Origin of the sequence: Rhodosalinus sp. FB01 (genome assembly GCF_041365715.1) — a bacterium.
Lineage (GTDB): Bacteria > Pseudomonadota > Alphaproteobacteria > Rhodobacterales > Rhodobacteraceae > Rhodosalinus.
Window position 1 is genome coordinate 225693 of record NZ_JBGFSH010000002.1, and the last position, 16302, is coordinate 241994.

Below are 16302 nucleotides of genomic sequence, written 5' to 3' on the forward strand. Positions count from 1 at the left end.
TCTCCCCTTGCCTCGCGCGCTGAAACGGGGCAGGGAACAATGCATGAACGGGTACGCCTTCACCCTCGCCGGCGCGGCGCTTGAGGCGCTGGGCTCCGGCGCGCTCTGGTGGCCGGCGCGGCGGCTCCTCTGCGTCTCCGACCTCCATCTGGGCAAGGCCGAGCGGGTGGCGCGGCGCGGGGGTCCGACGCTTCCACCCTACGAGACGCAGGACACGCTCGACCGGCTCGCCGCAGATCTGGCCGCGACGGGGGCCGCGACGGTGATCTGCCTCGGCGACAGTTTCGACGACGACGACGCGGCCGCCGCCCTGCCCGAAGAGGTGCTGCTGCGGATCGCGCGGATGCAGGCGGGGCGGCGCTGGATCTGGATCGCCGGCAACCACGATCCGGGGCCGGTGACGCTGGGGGGCGCCCATCTCGTGGACGCCGCCGAGCCGCCGCTCGTCTTCCGCCACATCGCGGGGCCCGGTGCGGAGGGCGAGGTCTCGGGGCACTACCACCCGAAGGCGAGCCTTTCGGGGCGCGGCGCGCGCATCACGCGGCCGGCCTTCCTGATCGACACGCACCGCGCGATCCTGCCCGCCTACGGCACCTACACCGGCGGTCTGCGCACGGACGCGGATGCGCTGCAGGCGCTGATGGGGCCGGACGCCCGCGCGGTACTGACGGGGGCGCGGCCCGTGGCGGTGCCCATGCGTCATGGGCGCGCCCGGCCCCGCCCGCTTGCCACATTGGGCCGCGGCGGGCGAAACTGAGCGCGCACTGCAAGGGAGCCTGAGAGCCGATGCCCGATCCCGCCCCGACCCCGCCACTCGGGCCCGCGCGCGAGGCCAGCATCCGTGAAAGCTTCGCCGCGCAGAGCATGATGACGACGCTCGGCGCGCGTCTCGTGCGTCTTTCCGAAGGCGCGGCGGTGATCGAGGCCCCGGTGGTAGAGGGCGCGCGCCAGCAGCACGGCTATGCCCACGCGGCGCTTCCCTTCGCCATCGGCGACAGCGCGGCGGGCTACGCCGCGCTCACGCTCATGCCCGAGGGCGCGGAGGTGCTGACCGCGGAGATCAAGATCAACCTGCTCGCCCCGGCGCGTGGCCCGCTGCTGACGGCGACGGGGCGCGTCGTGCGCGCCGGGCGCCGCCTCAGCGTGGTGAGCGCCGAGGTCTGGGACGCAGAGACCCAGGTGGCGCTCCTGCAGGGCACGATGGTCGCGGTCGCGCCCCGCGGGCAGGGCTAGGCTTCAGGCGGTCAGGCCCTCGGGCTCGAGCAGCCCGTTGGCGCGGCAGCAGGCGGTGAGCGTGTTGGCCAGGAGGCAGGCGATGGTCATGGGGCCGACGCCGCCCGGCACCGGCGTGATGGCGCCCGCGACCGCCGCGCAGCTCTCGAAATCGCAGTCGCCGACGAGGCGCGTCTTGCCCTCGCCCTTTTCGGGTGCGTCCACGCGGTTGATGCCCACGTCGATCACCGTGGCGCCGGGCTTGATCCAGTCGCCCCCGACCATCTCGGGCCGGCCCACCGCCGCCACCACGATGTCGGCGCGGCGCACCACCCCGGGCAGGTCGCGGGTGCGCGAATGGGCGACGGTGACGGTGCAGCTGTCGCCGAGAAGCAGCTGCGCCATGGGCTTGCCCACGATGTTCGAGCGCCCGATCACCACCGCCTCCAGCCCCGAGAGGCTGCCCAGATGGTCGCGAAGCATCATCAGGCAGCCGAGCGGCGTGCAGGGCACCATCGCCTTCTGCCCCGTGCCCAGCAGCCCCACGTTCGAGATGTGGAAGCCGTCCACGTCCTTCGCCGGGTCGATCGCGTTGATGACCTTTTCCGCGTCGACATGGCCGGGCAGCGGCAGCTGCACAAGGATGCCGTGCACCGCCGGGTCCGTGTTGAGCCGGGCCACGAGATCCAGAAGATCGGCCTCGGGCGTGTCGGCGGGCAGGCGGTGCTCGAAGCTTTCCATCCCGGCCTCGAGCGTCTGGGCGTGCTTGTTGCGGACATAGACCTGGCTCGCCGGATCCTCGCCCACCAGCACCACGGCGAGACCCGGCTGGATGCCGTGCGCGTCCTTCAGCCGCGCCACATGCTCCGCCACCTCGCCGCGGATACGGGCAGCGAAGGCCTTCCCGTCGATGATTGTCGCCGTCATGCCGATCCTCGCTCTTGTTCTGCTGTCATGTCCCGCGTCTGCCATAGCGGGTGCGTGCGAGCACGCACCCGACAGCAGCGCCTGGCGCAGGGTGCGTGCTCGCACGCATATTCCCTTTATCCCCCGGTCAGAAGAGCCCCTCGATGAAGCCTTCGTCGCTCAGCCGGATGGTTTCGGCCGCGGGTGCCGAGGGCAGGCCCGGCATGGTCATGATCTCGCCGCAGATCACCACCACGAAGCCCGCGCCGGCCGAAAGGCGCACCTCGCGGATCGGCACGGAGTGGCCGTTGGGCGCGCCGCGCCGGGTGGGATCGGTGGTGAAGGAATACTGCGTCTTGGCCATGCAGACCGGCAGATTGCCGTAGCCCGCGGCCTCCCATTCCTTCAGCTGGGTTCGGATCTTCTGGTCGGCCAGCACCTCGTCCGCGCGGTAGATGCGCTTGGCGATCGTCTCGACCTTCTCGAGAAGGCCCATCTCGTCGGGGTAGAGCGGCGCGAAGTTGGCCTCGCCCTTGTCGGCGATCTCGGCCACGCGGGTCGCCAGTTCCTCGATCCCCGCGGAGCCGTCGGCCCAGTGCTTGCAGAGGATCGCCTCGGAGCCCTGCCCGGCCACGTAGTCCTGCACCGCCGCGATCTCGGCCTCGCTGTCCCCGGCGAAATGGTTGATGCCGACGACGACCGGCACGCCGAAGCTTTTGACGTTCTCGATGTGCCGGCCGAGATTGGCGCAGCCCGCCTTCACGGCGTCGACGTTCTCCGCGCCGCGATCGGCCTTGGCGACGCCGCCGCTCATCTTCATCGCGCGCACCGTGGCCACCACCACCACCGCCGCGGGCGCGAGGCCCGCCTTGCGGCACTTGATGTTCATGAACTTCTCGGCGCCCAGATCGGCCCCGAAGCCCGCCTCGGTCACCACGTAGTCGGCGATCTTGAGCGCGGTGCTCGTCGCCATCACGGAGTTGCAGCCATGGGCGATGTTGGCGAAGGGCCCGCCATGGACGAAGGCGGGGTTGTTCTCCAGCGTCTGCACGAGGTTGGGCTGGATCGCGTCCTTGAGCAGAACCGCCATCGCGCCGTCGGCCTTGAGGTCGCGGCAGGTGATCGGCGCCTTGTCGCGGGTGTAGGCCACGATGATGTCGCCCAGCCGGCGCTCGAGGTCGGAAAGCGAGGTGGCGAGGCAGAGGATCGCCATCACCTCCGAGGCCACGGTGATGTCGAAGCCGGTCTGGCGCGGGAAGCCGTTGGCCACGCCGCCGAGCGAGGTGACGATGTCGCGGAGCGCACGGTCGTTCATGTCGAGCACGCGGCGCCAGACCACCCGGCGCTCGTCGATGCCGAGCTCGTTGCCCCAGTAGATGTGATTGTCGATCATCGCGGAAAGCAGGTTGTGCGCCGAGGTGATCGCGTGGAAATCGCCGGTGAAGTGGAGGTTCATGTCCTCCATCGGCACGACCTGCGCGTAGCCGCCGCCCGCGGCCCCACCCTTCATCCCGAAGCAGGGGCCGAGCGAGGCTTCGCGGATGCAGATCGCGGCCTTCTTGCCGATCCGGTTCAGCCCGTCGCCGAGGCCCACGGTGGTGGTCGTCTTGCCCTCGCCCGCGGGGGTGGGGTTGATCGCGGTCACGAGGATGAGCTTGCCGTTCGCGTTGCCCTGGACCCGGTCGATGAAGGCCTGGCTGACCTTCGCCTTGTCGTGGCCATAGGGCAGCAGGTCCTCGGCCCCGATGCCGAGCTTCGCGCCGATCTCCTGGATCGGTTTCTTCTGCGCCTCGCGGGCGATCTCGATGTCGGATTTGTGGCTCATGGCTCGGCTGTCCTTGTCTCTGGCCGGCGCGTGGCGTCGCGCCGGCGGGGGTCCGGCCCGCCTATACCGCGCGGGCCCCGGGGGGCGGCGCGCGTTTCCGACATTTCCGGTCGCGCTTGCGGCGAGGTGTCGCGGCTCGCGTTTCGGATCGGAAACGCCGCGCGCGCCGGCCGGCTCAGACCGCGGGCCGGGCGTCGGGAGGCGCCCAGGCCGGCTGGTCGGGGACATGCAGGCGCAGCGCGTCGCCGAGGCGGATTGCGCCTTCCCGCTCCACCCAGGCGGTCACGCCGCGCCGGCCGCGCGCGGCTGCCTTGAACGTCCGGCCCTTCCCCGGCGCGACCGCGTCGATGACCTTCGCGGGCAGGTGGCAGGGCCGGTTTTCCATGTCCACCACGAGCGTCGCGCCCGCCGGCGCCTGCAGGCGCGAGGACGGCGGGACATGCGAGAAATCCGCGATCCCCTGCACCACGAGCGACGCGCCGAGCCAGGCGGGATCGAGGGCGGCAAGCCCCAACTCGGCGGCGATCAGGGCGATCTCCTCGGCGGAGAGCACGGAAAGCTGGCGCACGTTGCGGATCTCGGTGCCCTTGGGGTGCTGCGCCACCACGCGCGAGCAGGACCGCCGCGTCAGGCCGCCGTGGCTTTCCCCGGCGATCCCGGCGAAGGTCAGCTCCGCCTCCGCCAGCGGCTCGGCGGCGAGGGCGGCCTCGCGATCGGCCACGCGGCCGATCCAGGTGACGGTGCCGAAGAGCCCCGTGGGCTTGAGCGCGGGCATGGGCGGAACCTCCTTCCGGGTCGGCGCCAGACTGCCGCGCCGGGCGCGCGCCGGCAATCGGAAAGCGGGCCGGTCCGCGGCCTCTGGCCAGCGCCCGGCGCGGTGTCTATCGTGGCCAAGCGTCAGAGGGGAGCATCGCGCCTTGGTCATCGGAACGCTCGCCGACGGGCTGGCCCGCGGGGTCGAAAGCGTCGGCGACAGGATCAGCGAGACCTTCTTCGAGCCCGTCATCCGCCTTGGCGTGACCGGGCTGTCGCGGGCGGGCAAGACCGTTTTCATCACCTCGCTCGTGGCCAACCTGATCGAGCGCGGCCGGATGAGCGGGCTCGCCGCCGCCGCCGAGGGACGGATGGAGGCCGCCTACCTTCAACCGCAGCCCGACGACACGGTACCGCGCTTCGACTACGAGACGCATCTTGCCGCGCTCACCGCCGCCGCGCCGCACTGGCCCGAAAGCACGCGCTCGGTCAGCGAGCTGCGCCTGTCGTTCCGGGTCCGGCCCACGGGGCTTCTGGGCGGGTTGGCGGGGCCGCGCATCGTCCATCTGGATATCGTGGACTATCCCGGCGAATGGCTTCTGGACCTGACGCTGATGGAACGCAGCTACCGCGAATGGTCCGAGGAAACGCTCGCGCGGCTCGACGCGCGGCCGGGTGGCGGGGACTACCTGCGCGCTGCCGCCGCAGCGTCCGGCCGCGCCGACTGGGAAGAGCCCGAGGCGAAGGCGCTGGCAGAGGCCTACACCGCCTATCTGGCCCAGGCGCGCGCGGCGGGGTTCTCGGATCTCTCTCCGGGCCGGTTCCTGATGCCCGGCGACCTCGCGGGCTCCCCGGCGCTGACCTTCGCGCCGCTGCCGCCCGAGGCGTCGCCGCCCCGCCGCGGGCTCTGGCGAGAGATGGAGCGGCGCTACGACGCCTACAAGCGCGCCGTCGTGCGCCCCTTCTTCCGCGAGCATTTCGCCCGGATCGACCGGCAGGTAGTGCTCGTGGACGTGCTCGGCGCGATCCACGCCGGCCCCCGCGCGTTCGAGGACCTGCGGCGCACCATGGCCGACATCCTGTCGGCCTTCCGCCCCGGGCGGAACGACTTCCTGCGCCAGATCCTGCGCGGCAAGCGGGTCGAGAAGATCCTCTTTGCCGCGACGAAGGCCGACCACCTGCACCACACGCAGCACCCGCGCCTCACCGCGATCATCGAAGCGATGATGCGCGAGGCGCGCGAGCACGCCCATTTCGCCGGCGCGGAGACATCCGCGCTTTCCATCGCGGCGTTGCGCGCAACCACCGAGGAGATGGTGACCCACGAGGGAGAGGAATTGCCCTGCGTGCGCGGCCGCCTCCTGGAAACCGGCCGGCAGGCGGTCTTCTACCCCGGCGCGTTGCCCGAAAATCCAGCAGACCTGCTCGCCCCCGCGCGCGAGGGCCGCGCGGAGTGGCTGGAGGCGGACTTTTCCAACATGCGCTTCGCGCCCGCGCCGCTGACCCTGAAACCCGGCGACGGGCCGCCCCATATCCGGCTCGACCGGGCGGCGCAGATCCTCTTCGGGGACCGGCTGTGAAGGTCGCGCTCGCCCCCGCGCGCCCATGGGACGCGCGCCCGCTCGCCCGGATCCTCGGCGCGCGGAGCCGCGAGACGCCCTGGATGCCGGAGCCGTTCGGCACCATCGAGGACCGCGCCGCCCTCGCCCGCCTGATCCGTGAGAAAGGGGTGATCACCCTGCGCGGCCGGCGCGGCCCGGTGGCCTTCCTCGCCCGCCGCGACGCGGAGATCCATGCGCTTTACGTCGCGCCCGCCGCGCGCGGGCAGGGCCTTGGAAAGCGGCTTCTCGACGAGGCAAAGGCGCGATCCGACCGGCTGACGCTCTGGACCGCGCAAGCCAATGACGGGGCGCGGCGGTTCTATGCCCGCGAGGGGTTTCACGCCGTGCGCCTCGGCCGCGGCGAAGGCAACGACGCGCAGCTGCCGGACATGCGGCTCGCCTGGCAGCGGGAGGAGGCGGGATGACCCGCAAGCAAGGTCCGGTCCTGATCGAGATCGACGAGGAGCAGGCGCCCGGCGCATCGCCCGCGGACGCGCCGCCCGTTCCCGACCTCGACGCACCCGCCGCCGAGGGGCGCGCGATGCAGACGGCCGCGACGCTCGCCGCGCGCCGCGGCGGACGGCTCGGCGCGTGGTTCTGGGGCCTTCTGCTCGCCTTCGTGGCCACGGCGGTGTCCCTGGCCGCGTGGGATTTCGTCACCGGCCTCATCGCGCGGCTGCCGGTGCTGGGCTGGACGCTGGCGGGGATGGGCGCCGCGATCCTGATCCTGCTCGCCGTGATCGTCGTGCGGGAGGCGGCCGCCATCGCGCGGCTCGGGCGGATCGACCGGCTCCAGCGCGAGGCCGACGCCGCGCTCGCGGGTCAGGATCTCGACGGTGCCCGCGCGGTGATTCGCCGTCTCGAGGGGCTTTACCGCCAGCGTCCGGATACCGGGTGGGCGCGCGCGCGGCTGGCCGAGCGCGAGGCCGAGATGCTCGATGCCGACGCGCTTCTGGGGCTCGCCGAGGCCGAACTGCTCGCCCCGCTCGACGCCGCCGCCCGCCGCGAGATCGAGGCGGCGGCGCGGCAGGTGGCCGCCATCACGGCCATCGTGCCGCTGGCGCTTGCGGACGTGATCGGCGCGCTCACCGCCAACACCCGCATGATCCGGCGCATCGCGGACATCTACGGCGGCCGGTCGGGCACGCTGGGCAGCCTGCGTCTCTTGCGCGCGGTCTTCACGCACCTGGTGGCCACCGGCGCGGTGGCCGTCGGCGACGACATGCTGTCCTCCATCGCGGGCGGCGGGCTGGTGAGCCGGCTGTCGCGGCGCTTCGGCGAGGGCGTGGTGAACGGCGCGCTGACCGCGCGTGTGGGCGTGGCCGCGCTGGAGGTCTGCCGCCCCCTGCCCTTCCGCCGGCTGTCCCGGCCTTCGGTGAGTTCGATCGTGAAGCGCGCGCTGACGGGGCTTTTCGCCTCGCCCCGCTGACCCGACGCGGCACGCCATCCGCGCGTGACGGAAAGGAAAATCGCGCCCGAAGGCGCGATGGAGGCCGGAGTGCATCCGGCGGTGCGGGGACCGGGGCGCGCATTCTGCCCGCCGCCGGCGCCCGTCATGGCGCTTGGGGCCTGGGGCTCAGGCGATCTCGACCAGTTCGATGTCGAAGCTCAGATCCTTGCCCGCCAGCGGGTGGTTGGCGTCGAGCACCACCTCCGCGTCGGTGACTTCTGCCACGGTGACGGGCATCACCTGCCCCTGCGGCGTCTGCACCTGAAGCTGCGTGCCGACGTCGAGCGGGATGTTGTCGGGGATCTCTCCGCGCGGGACGGATTGACGGGCGTTCGGGTCGTGCTGGCCATAGGCATCGTCCGCGACGATATCGACCTTCTTGGTGTCGCCGACGGTCATGCCCGGCAGGGCCGCCTCGAGCCCGGGGATGATCTGGCCCGAGCCCACGGTGAACTCCAGCGGTTCGCGCCCCTCGCTCGAGTCGAAGGTGGAGCCGTCGGCCAGGCGGCCGGTGTAGTGAATGCGGACGGTATCGCCCTGTTTGACCTCGGTCATGGTAATTCCATCAGTTGTTTTGGGGGGAGTCGTGCTTTCGAGGCCGCGTCTCACGCCGCGGGTTCTCGTGTTGATCGCCCAAAGGTGAGGTTTCCTTCCCCGGATGTAAACCCCGCCGCCCCGGCTTTTCGCCTTTCCCGCTGCGGCGCGCCGTGCCAGTCTCCGGGCCCGACCGGGAGGGAAAGCATGGCCATCACCACCTGCGTGTTCGACGCGTACGGCACGCTTTTCGATGTCTCCGCCGCTGCCCGCGAGGCCGCCGGGGAGCCCGGCCGGGCGGCACTGGCCGAACGCTGGGCGGCGCTCGCCGAGGCGTGGCGGCGCAAGCAGCTGGAATATTCGTGGCTCCGGGCGGTGACCGGCGCACATGCCGATTTCTGGACCGTGACCGCCGAGGCGCTCGACTGGACGCTCGAGGCCGAGGGGCTGGACGGAGACGACGAGCTGCGGAGCAGGCTTCTCGCGCTCTACCGCGAACTCGGCGCCTATCCGGAGGTGGCGGGGGTGCTCGGCGCGCTGAAGGCCGGCGGCAGGCGATGCGCGATCCTGTCGAACGGCAGTCCCGACATGCTGGCCGGTGCCGTGGAGAGCGCCGGCATCGGCGACGCGCTCGACGCGGTGCTTTCGGTCGAGGAGGTCGGAATCTTCAAGCCGGCGCGCGCGGTCTACGACCTCGTCGAGGCCCGTCTCGGCGCGGCGCGGGGCGAGGTGCTTTTCGTGTCGTCGAATGGCTGGGACGCCGCGGCCGCCGCGGGATACGGCTTCGTGACGGCCTGGGTGAACCGCGCGGGCGCGCCAATGGACCGCCTGCCGTGGCGGCCCGCCCATGTGCTTCGGGACCTCTCCGACATCCCCGAACTCGCGAGGTCGGCATGACGCGACAGTTCCGCTCCGATGACGGGCGCACGCTCGCCTATGACGACACGGGCACGGGCCACCCGCTGCTGTGCCTCGCCGGGCTCACCCGGAACATGGAGGATTTCGCGCCCGTCGCGGAACGCTTCGCCGGGTGCGCGCGGGTGATCCGGCTGGACAGCCGCGGCCGGGGCCGGTCGGACCACGATCCGGACTGGCGCAACTACACCATCGTCCGGGAGGGGCAGGACGCGCTCGCCCTGCTCGACCATCTCGGGATCGCCTCGGCGAGCATCCTCGGCACCTCGCGCGGCGGCCTGATCGCGATGTGGCTCGCCGCGGCCCATCCCGAGCGCGGGCGCGGCATCATCCTGAACGACATCGGCCCGGTCATCGAGCCCGACGGCCTGGCCGCGATCATGGACTATCTCGGGCGCCGCCCCGCCTATGCCACGATCGCGGAGGCCGCGCGGGCGCTGCGCGCGGCGATGGCCCCGGGGTTTCGCACCGTGCCGGCAGAGACCTGGCGCGCCCATGCCCAACGGCTCTGGACCGAAACGCCCGAGGGGCTCGAGATCCGCTACGACGCGCATTTGCGCGACGCCGTTCTGGAGCAGTCGGCCACCGGGTCGCTGCCCGATCCCTGGACCCTTTTCGACGGTCTGGGCGATATCCCGCTCGGCCTCGTTCGCGGCGCGAACTCGGACCTGCTGAGCGCCGCCACGGCGGCCGAGATGCGCCGCCGCAGGCCCGACATGCTCTTCGCAGAAATCCCGGACCGGGGGCACGTCCCGTTCCTAGACGAGCCCGAGGCGGTGCGGCTGATCGAGACCTACCTGGAGCGCGCGGCATGACGCCCGAACTGGTAACCGCTGCCGAGGCGCGGCTCGATGGGGTCGTGCGGCGCACGCCGCTTCTGTCCTCGCCCTTTCTCGACGAGATCGCGGGCCGGCGCGTGCTGGTGAAGCCCGAATGCCTTCAGCACACCGGCAGCTTCAAGTTCCGCGGCGCATGGTCCGCCCTTTCGGCGCTGGAGCCCGAGACGCGGGGGCGCGGCGTGATCGCCTATTCCAGCGGCAACCACGCGCAGGGCGTGGCGCTGGCGGCGCGGAGGCACGGGGTGCCGGCGGTGATCGTGATGCCCAAGGACGCGCCGCGCCTGAAGATCGAGAACACCCGCGCGCTCGGCGCCGAGGTGGTGCTTTACGACCGCGCGAATTTCGACAGCCGCGAGGAGATCGGCGGCCGCCTCGCCGCCGAACGGGGCCTCACCCTCGTGAAGCCCTACGATGATCCGCAGGTGATCGCGGGACAGGCGAGCGCGGGGCTCGAGATCGCGGCGCAGGCGGCGGAGGAGGGGATCGAGGCGGCCGACGTCCTGGTCTGCTGCGGTGGCGGCGGGTTCTCGGCGGGCATCGCGGTCGCGCTGGAGATGCGCGCGCCGGGGCTGCGCGTGCGCACCGTGGAGCCCGAGGATTACGACGATACGGCGCGCTCGCTCGCCTCGGGGCGGCGGGAGCGCAACGCGGCCGAGGCCGGCGGGCTCTGCGACGCGATCCTGACGCCCTCGCCCGGCGAGCTGACCTTCCCCGTCCTCCGGCGCCTCGCCGGGCCCGGCCTCGTGGTGACCGACGCCGAGGCGATGCGCGCGATGGCGCTGGCCGCCACGCGGCTCAAGCTGGTGGCGGAGCCGGGCGGCGCGGTGGCGCTGGCCGCCGCGCTCTTCCACGCCGACGAGATCGAGGGGGACGCCGTGATCGCGACGATCTCTGGCGGCAACGCGGATCCCGGGATCCTCGCCCGCGTGCTGGAACGCTTCGGCTGAGCCCGGCGCGCATTGACTTGCCTTGGCCGAGCGGATTTCCTCCGCGCAGGAAATCCAGGGAGGGCACATGCGCACGCAGGTCGCGATCATCGGGGGCGGGCCGTCGGGGCTTCTTCTTTCGCAGCTTCTGCACAGCGCGGGGATCGAGAGCGTCGTGCTCGAACGCCGCTCGCGCGACTACGTGCTCTCGCGCATCCGTGCGGGCGTGCTGGAAACCGGTCTCGTGGACCTGATGCACGAGGCGGGCGTGGGAGACCGGATGGAGCGCGAGGGCTTCGTCCATGACGGCACCCTTCTCGCCAACGGGAACGAGCAGTTCCGGATCGATTTCAAGGCGCTCACGGGCAGGCACGTCATGGTCTACGGCCAGACCGAGGTGACGCGCGACCTCTACGAGGCGCGCGATGCCGCGGGCGGCACCGTGATCCATGAATGCCGGGGCGTGCAGCCCCACGACCTCGACACCGCGGCGCCCTTCGTCACCTTCCTCCACGACGGGAAGGTGAACCGGCTCGACTGCGATTTCGTGGCGGGCTGCGACGGCTACCACGGCCCCTCGCGCCAGGAGATCCCGACGGCCGAGCGGACCGAATACGAAAAGACCTCCCCGTTCGGCTGGCTCGGCGTCCTGTCCGAAACGCCGCCCGTCGCCGAAGAGCTCATCTACGCCAATTCCGAGCGCGGCTTCGCGCTCTGCTCCATGCGCAACGACAGCCTGTCGCGCTACTACATCCAGTGCGACCTCTCCGACAGCCCGGACGACTGGACCGACGACATGTTCTGGGACGAGCTGAAGCGCCGCATCCCGGAAGAGGCCGCCGACCGGCTGGTGACCGGGCCGTCCATCGAGAAGTCGATCGCGCCGCTGCGCAGCTTCGTCTGCGAGCCGATGCGCTGGGGGCGGCTTTTCCTGTGCGGGGACGCGGCGCATATCGTGCCGCCGACCGGCGCGAAGGGGCTGAATACCGCCGCCTCCGACGTCCACTACCTCTTCAACGCGCTCAGGCACTTCTACCACGACAGGGACGATGAAGGGCTGGAGAAATACTCCGAGACCGCGCTTGCGCGGATCTGGAAGACCGAGCGCTTCAGCTGGTGGTTCAGCTCGCTCATGCACCGCTATCCCGACCAGTCTGGGTTCGACCTGCGCATGCAGCAGGCCGAGCTGGCCTTCCTGCGCGACAACGAGGCCGCGCAGAAGGCCATGGCCGAAAGCTACGTGGGGCTGCCCTACTGATGCGCGCGGCGGACGTGAACGGGGTGCGCCTGCACTGGCGCGAGGACGGCGACCCCGAGGGCGCGCCGGTGGTCTTCGCCAACTCGCTCGGCACCGATCTGCGGCTCTGGGACGCGGTTCTCCCGCACCTGCCCGCGGGGCTCAGGATCATCCGCTACGACAAGCGCGGCCACGGCCTTTCCGAGGCGCCGCCCGCGCCCTATGCGATGGGCCAGCTCGTGAGCGACGCGGAGGCGCTGCTCGACCATCTGGGCGTGCGGAACTGCGTCTTCGTCGGGCTCTCGATCGGCGGGATGATCGCGCAGGGCCTCGCCGTGAAGCGGATGGACCAGATCCGCGCCGTAGTCCTGTCGAACACCGCCGCCAAGATCGGCACCAAGGAGATGTGGGAGGACCGCATCGCCACGGTGCGCGCCCAGGGCATCGAGGGCCTCGCCGACCCGGTGATGGAGCGCTGGTTCTCGGCCGCGTTCCGCGTCACGCCCGAGCTCGCGCTCTGGCGCAACATGCTGGTGCGGCAGCCGGCCGACGGTTACGCCGGCTGCTCGGCGGCGATCTCGGGCACCGAGCTCTACACGCCGACGAGCGGGCTGCGCCTGCCCACGCTCGGCATCGCGGGGGACGCCGACGGCTCCACCCCGCCCGACCTCGTGCGCGAGACGTTAGAGCTCATCCCCGGGGCGGAGTTCCGGCTCATCCGCGGCGCGGGGCACCTCCCCTGCGTCGAGAAGCCCAGGGAATATGCCGAGATCCTCGCGGAGTTCCTGCGGCGCGTGGGGCATGTCTGAGCTCCTGCTGGTCCACGGCTCCTGCCACGGCGCGTGGTGCTGGCGCGACGTGATCCCGGCCCTCGCCGCGCTGGGCCACGAGGCGCGCGCCCTCGACCTTCCGGGCCACGGGGCGGACGCCACGCCGCTCGCGGAGGTCACGCTCGACGCCTATGCCGACACGATCCTCGCCGCGCTCGACCGCCCGGCGATCCTGGTCGGCCATTCCATGGCGGGCTTCGCGATCACCGCGGCGGCCGAGAAGGCCCCCGAGAAGATCGCGCATCTCGTCTATCTCTGCGCCTACGCGCCGCGCAGCGGCGTCTCGCTTGTCGAGATGCGGCGCGAGGCGCCGCGCCAGCCGCTTCTTGATGCGCTCGAGAAATCGGCCGACGGGCAGAGCTTCACGGTGCGCCCCGAGGCGGCGGCGGGCGTCTTCTACCAGGACTGCCCCGAGGAGGCGGTGGCCTTTGCCGTCCCGCGGCTCTGCCCGCAGGCCATCGCGCCGCAGGCCATGCCGATCACGCTGACGGACCGCTCCACCAGCCTGCCCAAGAGTTACATCTGCTGCACCGAGGACGGCACCATCCCCTACGAGTACCAGGTGACGATGACCGAGGGCTGGCCGGGAGGCAGCGTCGAGGACATGCCGACCGGCCACTCGCCCTTCTTCGCCGATCCCGAAGGACTCGCCGCCCGCCTCGCCCGGATCGCGGAGCGTGGGCGATGAGCGGGACGTCCACGCTTTACGGGCGGCTCTTCGCAGCGGGCGAGGGCGCGCGCCTCTTCACCGACGCGGCGGAGCTGCGCGCAATGCTCCTCGTCGAAGGCGCGCTGGCGCAGGTGCAGGGCCGGCTCGGCGTGATTCCCGAGACGGCGGGCGCCGCGATCCACCGTGCATCGCTCGAGGTGACGCTCGATCCGGCGGCGCTGGCCGAGCCGACGCGCCGGAACGGCGTCACCGTGCCGGGGCTCGTGGCCGCCTTCCGGGAGGCGATGGGCGCGCCCGAGCACGCGCAATACGTCCATTGGGGGGCGACCAGCCAGGACATCCAGGACACCGCCCTGATGCTGCGGCTGCGGCAGGCCCTGACGCTCGCCGAAAACGCCCTCGCGGAGACGGCGGGCGCGCTCGGGGCGCTCGCGGAGGCCCATGCCGAAACGCCGATGGCCGCGCGCACCTACGGCCAGGTCGCGACGCCCACGAGCTTCGGCGCGGTGGCCGCCGGGTGGGGCTGGCCGCTCCTCGAGCTCGTCGAGGAGCTGGAGGCGCTGCGGCCGCGATGCCTCTGGGTGTCGCTTTCGGGCGCGGCAGGGACGGGGGCGGCCCTCGGCGCCATGGCCGCGGACACCCGGGCGGGCCTCGCCGCGGCGCTCGGACTCGAGGATCCGGGACGCAGCTGGCACGCCGACCGGGGCCCGGTGCTGCGCCTCGCGGGCTGGGCGGAACGGCTCGCCGCCGCGCTCGGCAAATTCGCCGAGGATCTCCTGCTCATGACCCAGAGCGGCCTTGCCGAGCTTCGGCTGGGCGAGACGGGCGGCTCCTCCACCATGCCGCAGAAGGCGAACCCCGTCGGCCCCTCGGCGCTTCTCGCGCTGACGCGGAAGGCGCGCGCGGAAGCGGCGCTTCTGGCCCAGGCCGGCAGCCCGCGGCAGAACCGCGACGGCGCGGCCTGGTTCACCGAATGGCTCGCCCTGCCCGCGCTCTGGCGCGCCATTCTCGCCGCCGCGACCCGCGGGCAGGACATCGCCGGAACCCTCGCACCCGACACGGGCGCCATGGCCGCGGCCCTCGCGGCGGGCGGCGGCGCGCCCTATGCCGAGGCGCTGAGCTTCGCGCTCGCCGGGGAGATGCCGCGCCCGGAGGCGCAGGCCGAGGCCAGCCGCCTCGCCGCCGAGGCCGCCGCACGGGGCCGCCCGCTCGCGGAGCTCGCGCGCGCGGCCCATCCCGGGCTCGACCCCGCACTCTTCACGCCCGCGCGGCAATTGGGCCAGGCGCCCGCCGAGGCGCGGGCCTTCGCGGCGGCGGTGGCGCGGCGCGGGGCATGAGCGCCCCGGGCGAGGCCGGGGCGGCGAGCCCCCGCCTGCCGATCCTCTTCATCATGATGACGGTTATGATCGACTCCATGGGGATCGGCCTCATCCTGCCGGTGCTGCCCGATCTCATCCTCGAGCTGAACGGCGGCACGCTCGCCGCCGCGGCGATCTGGGGCGGCATCCTCTCGACCTCCTTCGCGGTCATGCAGTTCCTGTGCGGGCCGCTTCTGGGAACGCTGTCGGACCGCTACGGGCGGCGGCCCGTGCTTCTCGTCTCGGTGGGCGTTATGGCGCTCGACTACCTCGTGATGGCGCTGGCGGGCACCATCTGGCTTCTGCTCGGGGCGCGCGTCGTCGCCGGCGTCACCGCCGCCACCCAGTCCACCGCCACGGCGTTCCTGGCCGACATTTCCGCGCCGCACGAAAAGGCCGCGCGCTTCGGTCTTGTCGGCGCGAGCTTCGGCCTCGGCTTCGTGCTGGGCCCGCTCCTCGGCGGTCTGCTCGGCGAGATGGGGACGCGAGCGCCGCGGCGCTCAACCTCGCACTGGGCTGGCTCGTCCTGCCCGAGACGGTGACCGACGCGACCCGCCGCGCCTTCCGCTGGCGCGCGGCCAACCCGCTTGGCGCGGTGCGCCATCTCGGGCGGCTGGACGGCGTGCGCGTGCTGCTTGCCGTCTATTTCCTCTACCAGCTGGCCTTCTACGTCTATCCCGCCACCTGGGCCTATTTCACGCAGGCGCGGTTCGGCTGGGATCCGGGCCTCATCGGCGTGTCGCTGGCCGTCTTCGGCATCTCGATGGCCGGCGTTCAGGGTGTCCTCATCCGGCCCGCCCAGCGCCGCCTCGGCGAGCCGCGCATGGTGCAACTGGGCCTCTCGCTCTGCATCGCCGCCTTCATCACGCTCGCTGCGCTCACCGACGGGCGGGTCGCGCTCGCGCTGATCCCGGCGGCAGCGCTCGGCGCGGTGGTGGCGCCCTCGCTTCAATCGCTGATGTCGCGCGCCACGCCGGGCGACGAGCAGGGCGCGCTGCAAGGGGTGCTGACCAGCGTGAACGCGGTGGCGGTGATCCTCGCGCCGCTTGTCATGACGGGCACCTTCGCCGCCTTCACCCACCCCGCCGCGCCCGTCTACCTGCCCGGCGCGGCGTTCCTGCTCTCGGCCGCGCTGGTCGCGCTGGCCCTGGGCCTCTTCCTGCGCCGCGGGCCTGCGTCCGGCTAAGCGGCCCGGAACGAAGACCCGGCGCGAAAGCAGGCCGCGGCGCACCCACCGGGCCGGTTC

The 16302-nt window shown here is 72.3% G+C and carries 16 protein-coding genes and 1 pseudogene; 13 read left to right on the plus strand and 4 right to left on the minus strand.

The window, feature by feature from the left end; all coding sequences use genetic code 11:
- Positions 1-43: 43 nt before the first annotated feature.
- Both pdeM and AB6A65_RS03815 read left to right on the plus strand, forming a co-directional pair.
- On the plus strand, positions 44-757 hold the full coding sequence (gene pdeM, locus AB6A65_RS03810; protein ID WP_371037029.1) for a ligase-associated DNA damage response endonuclease PdeM: 714 nt from the start codon (positions 44-46) through the stop codon (positions 755-757).
- Positions 758-786: 29 nt separating this feature from the next.
- Positions 787-1233, plus strand: a complete 447-nt coding sequence (locus tag AB6A65_RS03815; RefSeq protein ID WP_371037030.1) for a PaaI family thioesterase — start codon at positions 787-789, stop codon at positions 1231-1233.
- A gap of 3 nt (positions 1234-1236) precedes the next feature.
- Here the strand turns inward: AB6A65_RS03815 and folD are convergent, their stop codons facing one another.
- The 3 genes from folD to AB6A65_RS03830 all read right to left on the minus strand — a co-directional run bounded on the left by folD (position 1237) and on the right by AB6A65_RS03830 (position 4718).
- A complete protein-coding gene (folD, locus tag AB6A65_RS03820) occupies positions 1237-2139 on the minus strand; it encodes a bifunctional methylenetetrahydrofolate dehydrogenase/methenyltetrahydrofolate cyclohydrolase FolD (RefSeq protein WP_371037031.1) in 903 nt (300 codons plus the stop codon).
- 127 nt (positions 2140-2266) lie between these two features.
- Complete coding sequence (locus AB6A65_RS03825; RefSeq protein WP_371037032.1) at positions 2267-3943, minus strand: formate--tetrahydrofolate ligase; 1677 nt, start codon at positions 3941-3943, stop codon at positions 2267-2269.
- Positions 3944-4118: 175 nt separating this feature from the next.
- Positions 4119-4718, minus strand: coding sequence for an MOSC domain-containing protein (locus AB6A65_RS03830; protein ID WP_371037033.1), 600 nt, complete (start codon positions 4716-4718; stop codon positions 4119-4121).
- Between the two features lie 142 nt (positions 4719-4860).
- On the opposite strand from AB6A65_RS03830, the gene AB6A65_RS03835 reads away from it, so the two are divergent.
- The 3 genes from AB6A65_RS03835 to AB6A65_RS03845 are packed head-to-tail and all read left to right on the plus strand — an operon-like array spanning position 4861 to position 7726.
- The gene (locus AB6A65_RS03835; protein ID WP_371037034.1) at positions 4861-6276 is read left to right on the plus strand and encodes a YcjX family protein; all 1416 of its coding nucleotides are present in this window, start codon (positions 4861-4863) and stop codon (positions 6274-6276) included.
- Complete coding sequence (locus tag AB6A65_RS03840; RefSeq protein WP_371037035.1) at positions 6273-6722, plus strand: GNAT family N-acetyltransferase; 450 nt, start codon at positions 6273-6275, stop codon at positions 6720-6722. Before AB6A65_RS03835 ends, AB6A65_RS03840 begins: the two co-directional genes overlap by 4 nt.
- A complete protein-coding gene (locus tag AB6A65_RS03845) occupies positions 6719-7726 on the plus strand; it encodes a YcjF family protein (protein WP_371037036.1) in 1008 nt (335 codons plus the stop codon). The genes AB6A65_RS03840 and AB6A65_RS03845 overlap by 4 nt, the downstream gene beginning before the upstream one ends.
- 147 nt (positions 7727-7873) lie before the next feature.
- Here AB6A65_RS03845 and AB6A65_RS03850 read toward each other — a convergent pair whose 3' ends face one another.
- On the minus strand, positions 7874-8302 hold the full coding sequence (locus tag AB6A65_RS03850) for a peptidylprolyl isomerase (RefSeq protein ID WP_371037037.1): 429 nt from the start codon (positions 8300-8302) through the stop codon (positions 7874-7876).
- Positions 8303-8488: 186 nt separating this feature from the next.
- Here AB6A65_RS03850 and AB6A65_RS03855 point away from each other — a divergent pair, with 186 nt between their 5' ends.
- The 8 genes and pseudogenes from AB6A65_RS03855 (at position 8489) to AB6A65_RS03890 (ending at position 16242) form a co-directional block, all read left to right on the plus strand.
- Positions 8489-9178, plus strand: a complete 690-nt coding sequence (locus AB6A65_RS03855; RefSeq protein ID WP_371037038.1) for a haloacid dehalogenase type II — start codon at positions 8489-8491, stop codon at positions 9176-9178.
- Complete coding sequence (locus tag AB6A65_RS03860; RefSeq protein ID WP_371037039.1) at positions 9175-10011, plus strand: alpha/beta fold hydrolase; 837 nt, start codon at positions 9175-9177, stop codon at positions 10009-10011. The genes AB6A65_RS03855 and AB6A65_RS03860 overlap by 4 nt, the downstream gene beginning before the upstream one ends.
- Positions 10008-10982 carry a threonine/serine dehydratase gene (locus AB6A65_RS03865; RefSeq protein ID WP_371037040.1) on the plus strand — a complete coding sequence of 325 codons (975 nt, stop codon included), beginning with the start codon at positions 10008-10010 and terminating at the stop codon, positions 10980-10982. Before AB6A65_RS03860 ends, AB6A65_RS03865 begins: the two co-directional genes overlap by 4 nt.
- 67 nt (positions 10983-11049) lie before the next feature.
- Positions 11050-12219, plus strand: coding sequence for a 4-hydroxybenzoate 3-monooxygenase (gene pobA, locus AB6A65_RS03870; RefSeq protein WP_371037041.1), 1170 nt, complete (start codon positions 11050-11052; stop codon positions 12217-12219).
- Positions 12219-13007: a 3-oxoadipate enol-lactonase gene (gene pcaD, locus AB6A65_RS03875; protein ID WP_371037042.1), complete on the plus strand. Its 789-nt coding sequence runs from the start codon at positions 12219-12221 to the stop codon at positions 13005-13007. Before pobA ends, pcaD begins: the two co-directional genes overlap by 1 nt.
- Positions 13000-13716 carry an alpha/beta fold hydrolase gene (locus tag AB6A65_RS03880; RefSeq protein ID WP_371037043.1) on the plus strand — a complete coding sequence of 239 codons (717 nt, stop codon included), beginning with the start codon at positions 13000-13002 and terminating at the stop codon, positions 13714-13716. The genes pcaD and AB6A65_RS03880 overlap by 8 nt, the downstream gene beginning before the upstream one ends.
- The gene (locus AB6A65_RS03885) at positions 13713-15035 is read left to right on the plus strand and encodes a lyase family protein (protein ID WP_371037044.1); all 1323 of its coding nucleotides are present in this window, start codon (positions 13713-13715) and stop codon (positions 15033-15035) included. The genes AB6A65_RS03880 and AB6A65_RS03885 overlap by 4 nt, the downstream gene beginning before the upstream one ends.
- Positions 15032-16242, plus strand: a pseudogene (locus tag AB6A65_RS03890) (MFS transporter). The gene AB6A65_RS03885 and the pseudogene AB6A65_RS03890 overlap by 4 nt, the downstream one beginning before the upstream one ends.
- Positions 16243-16302 lie beyond the last annotated feature (60 nt).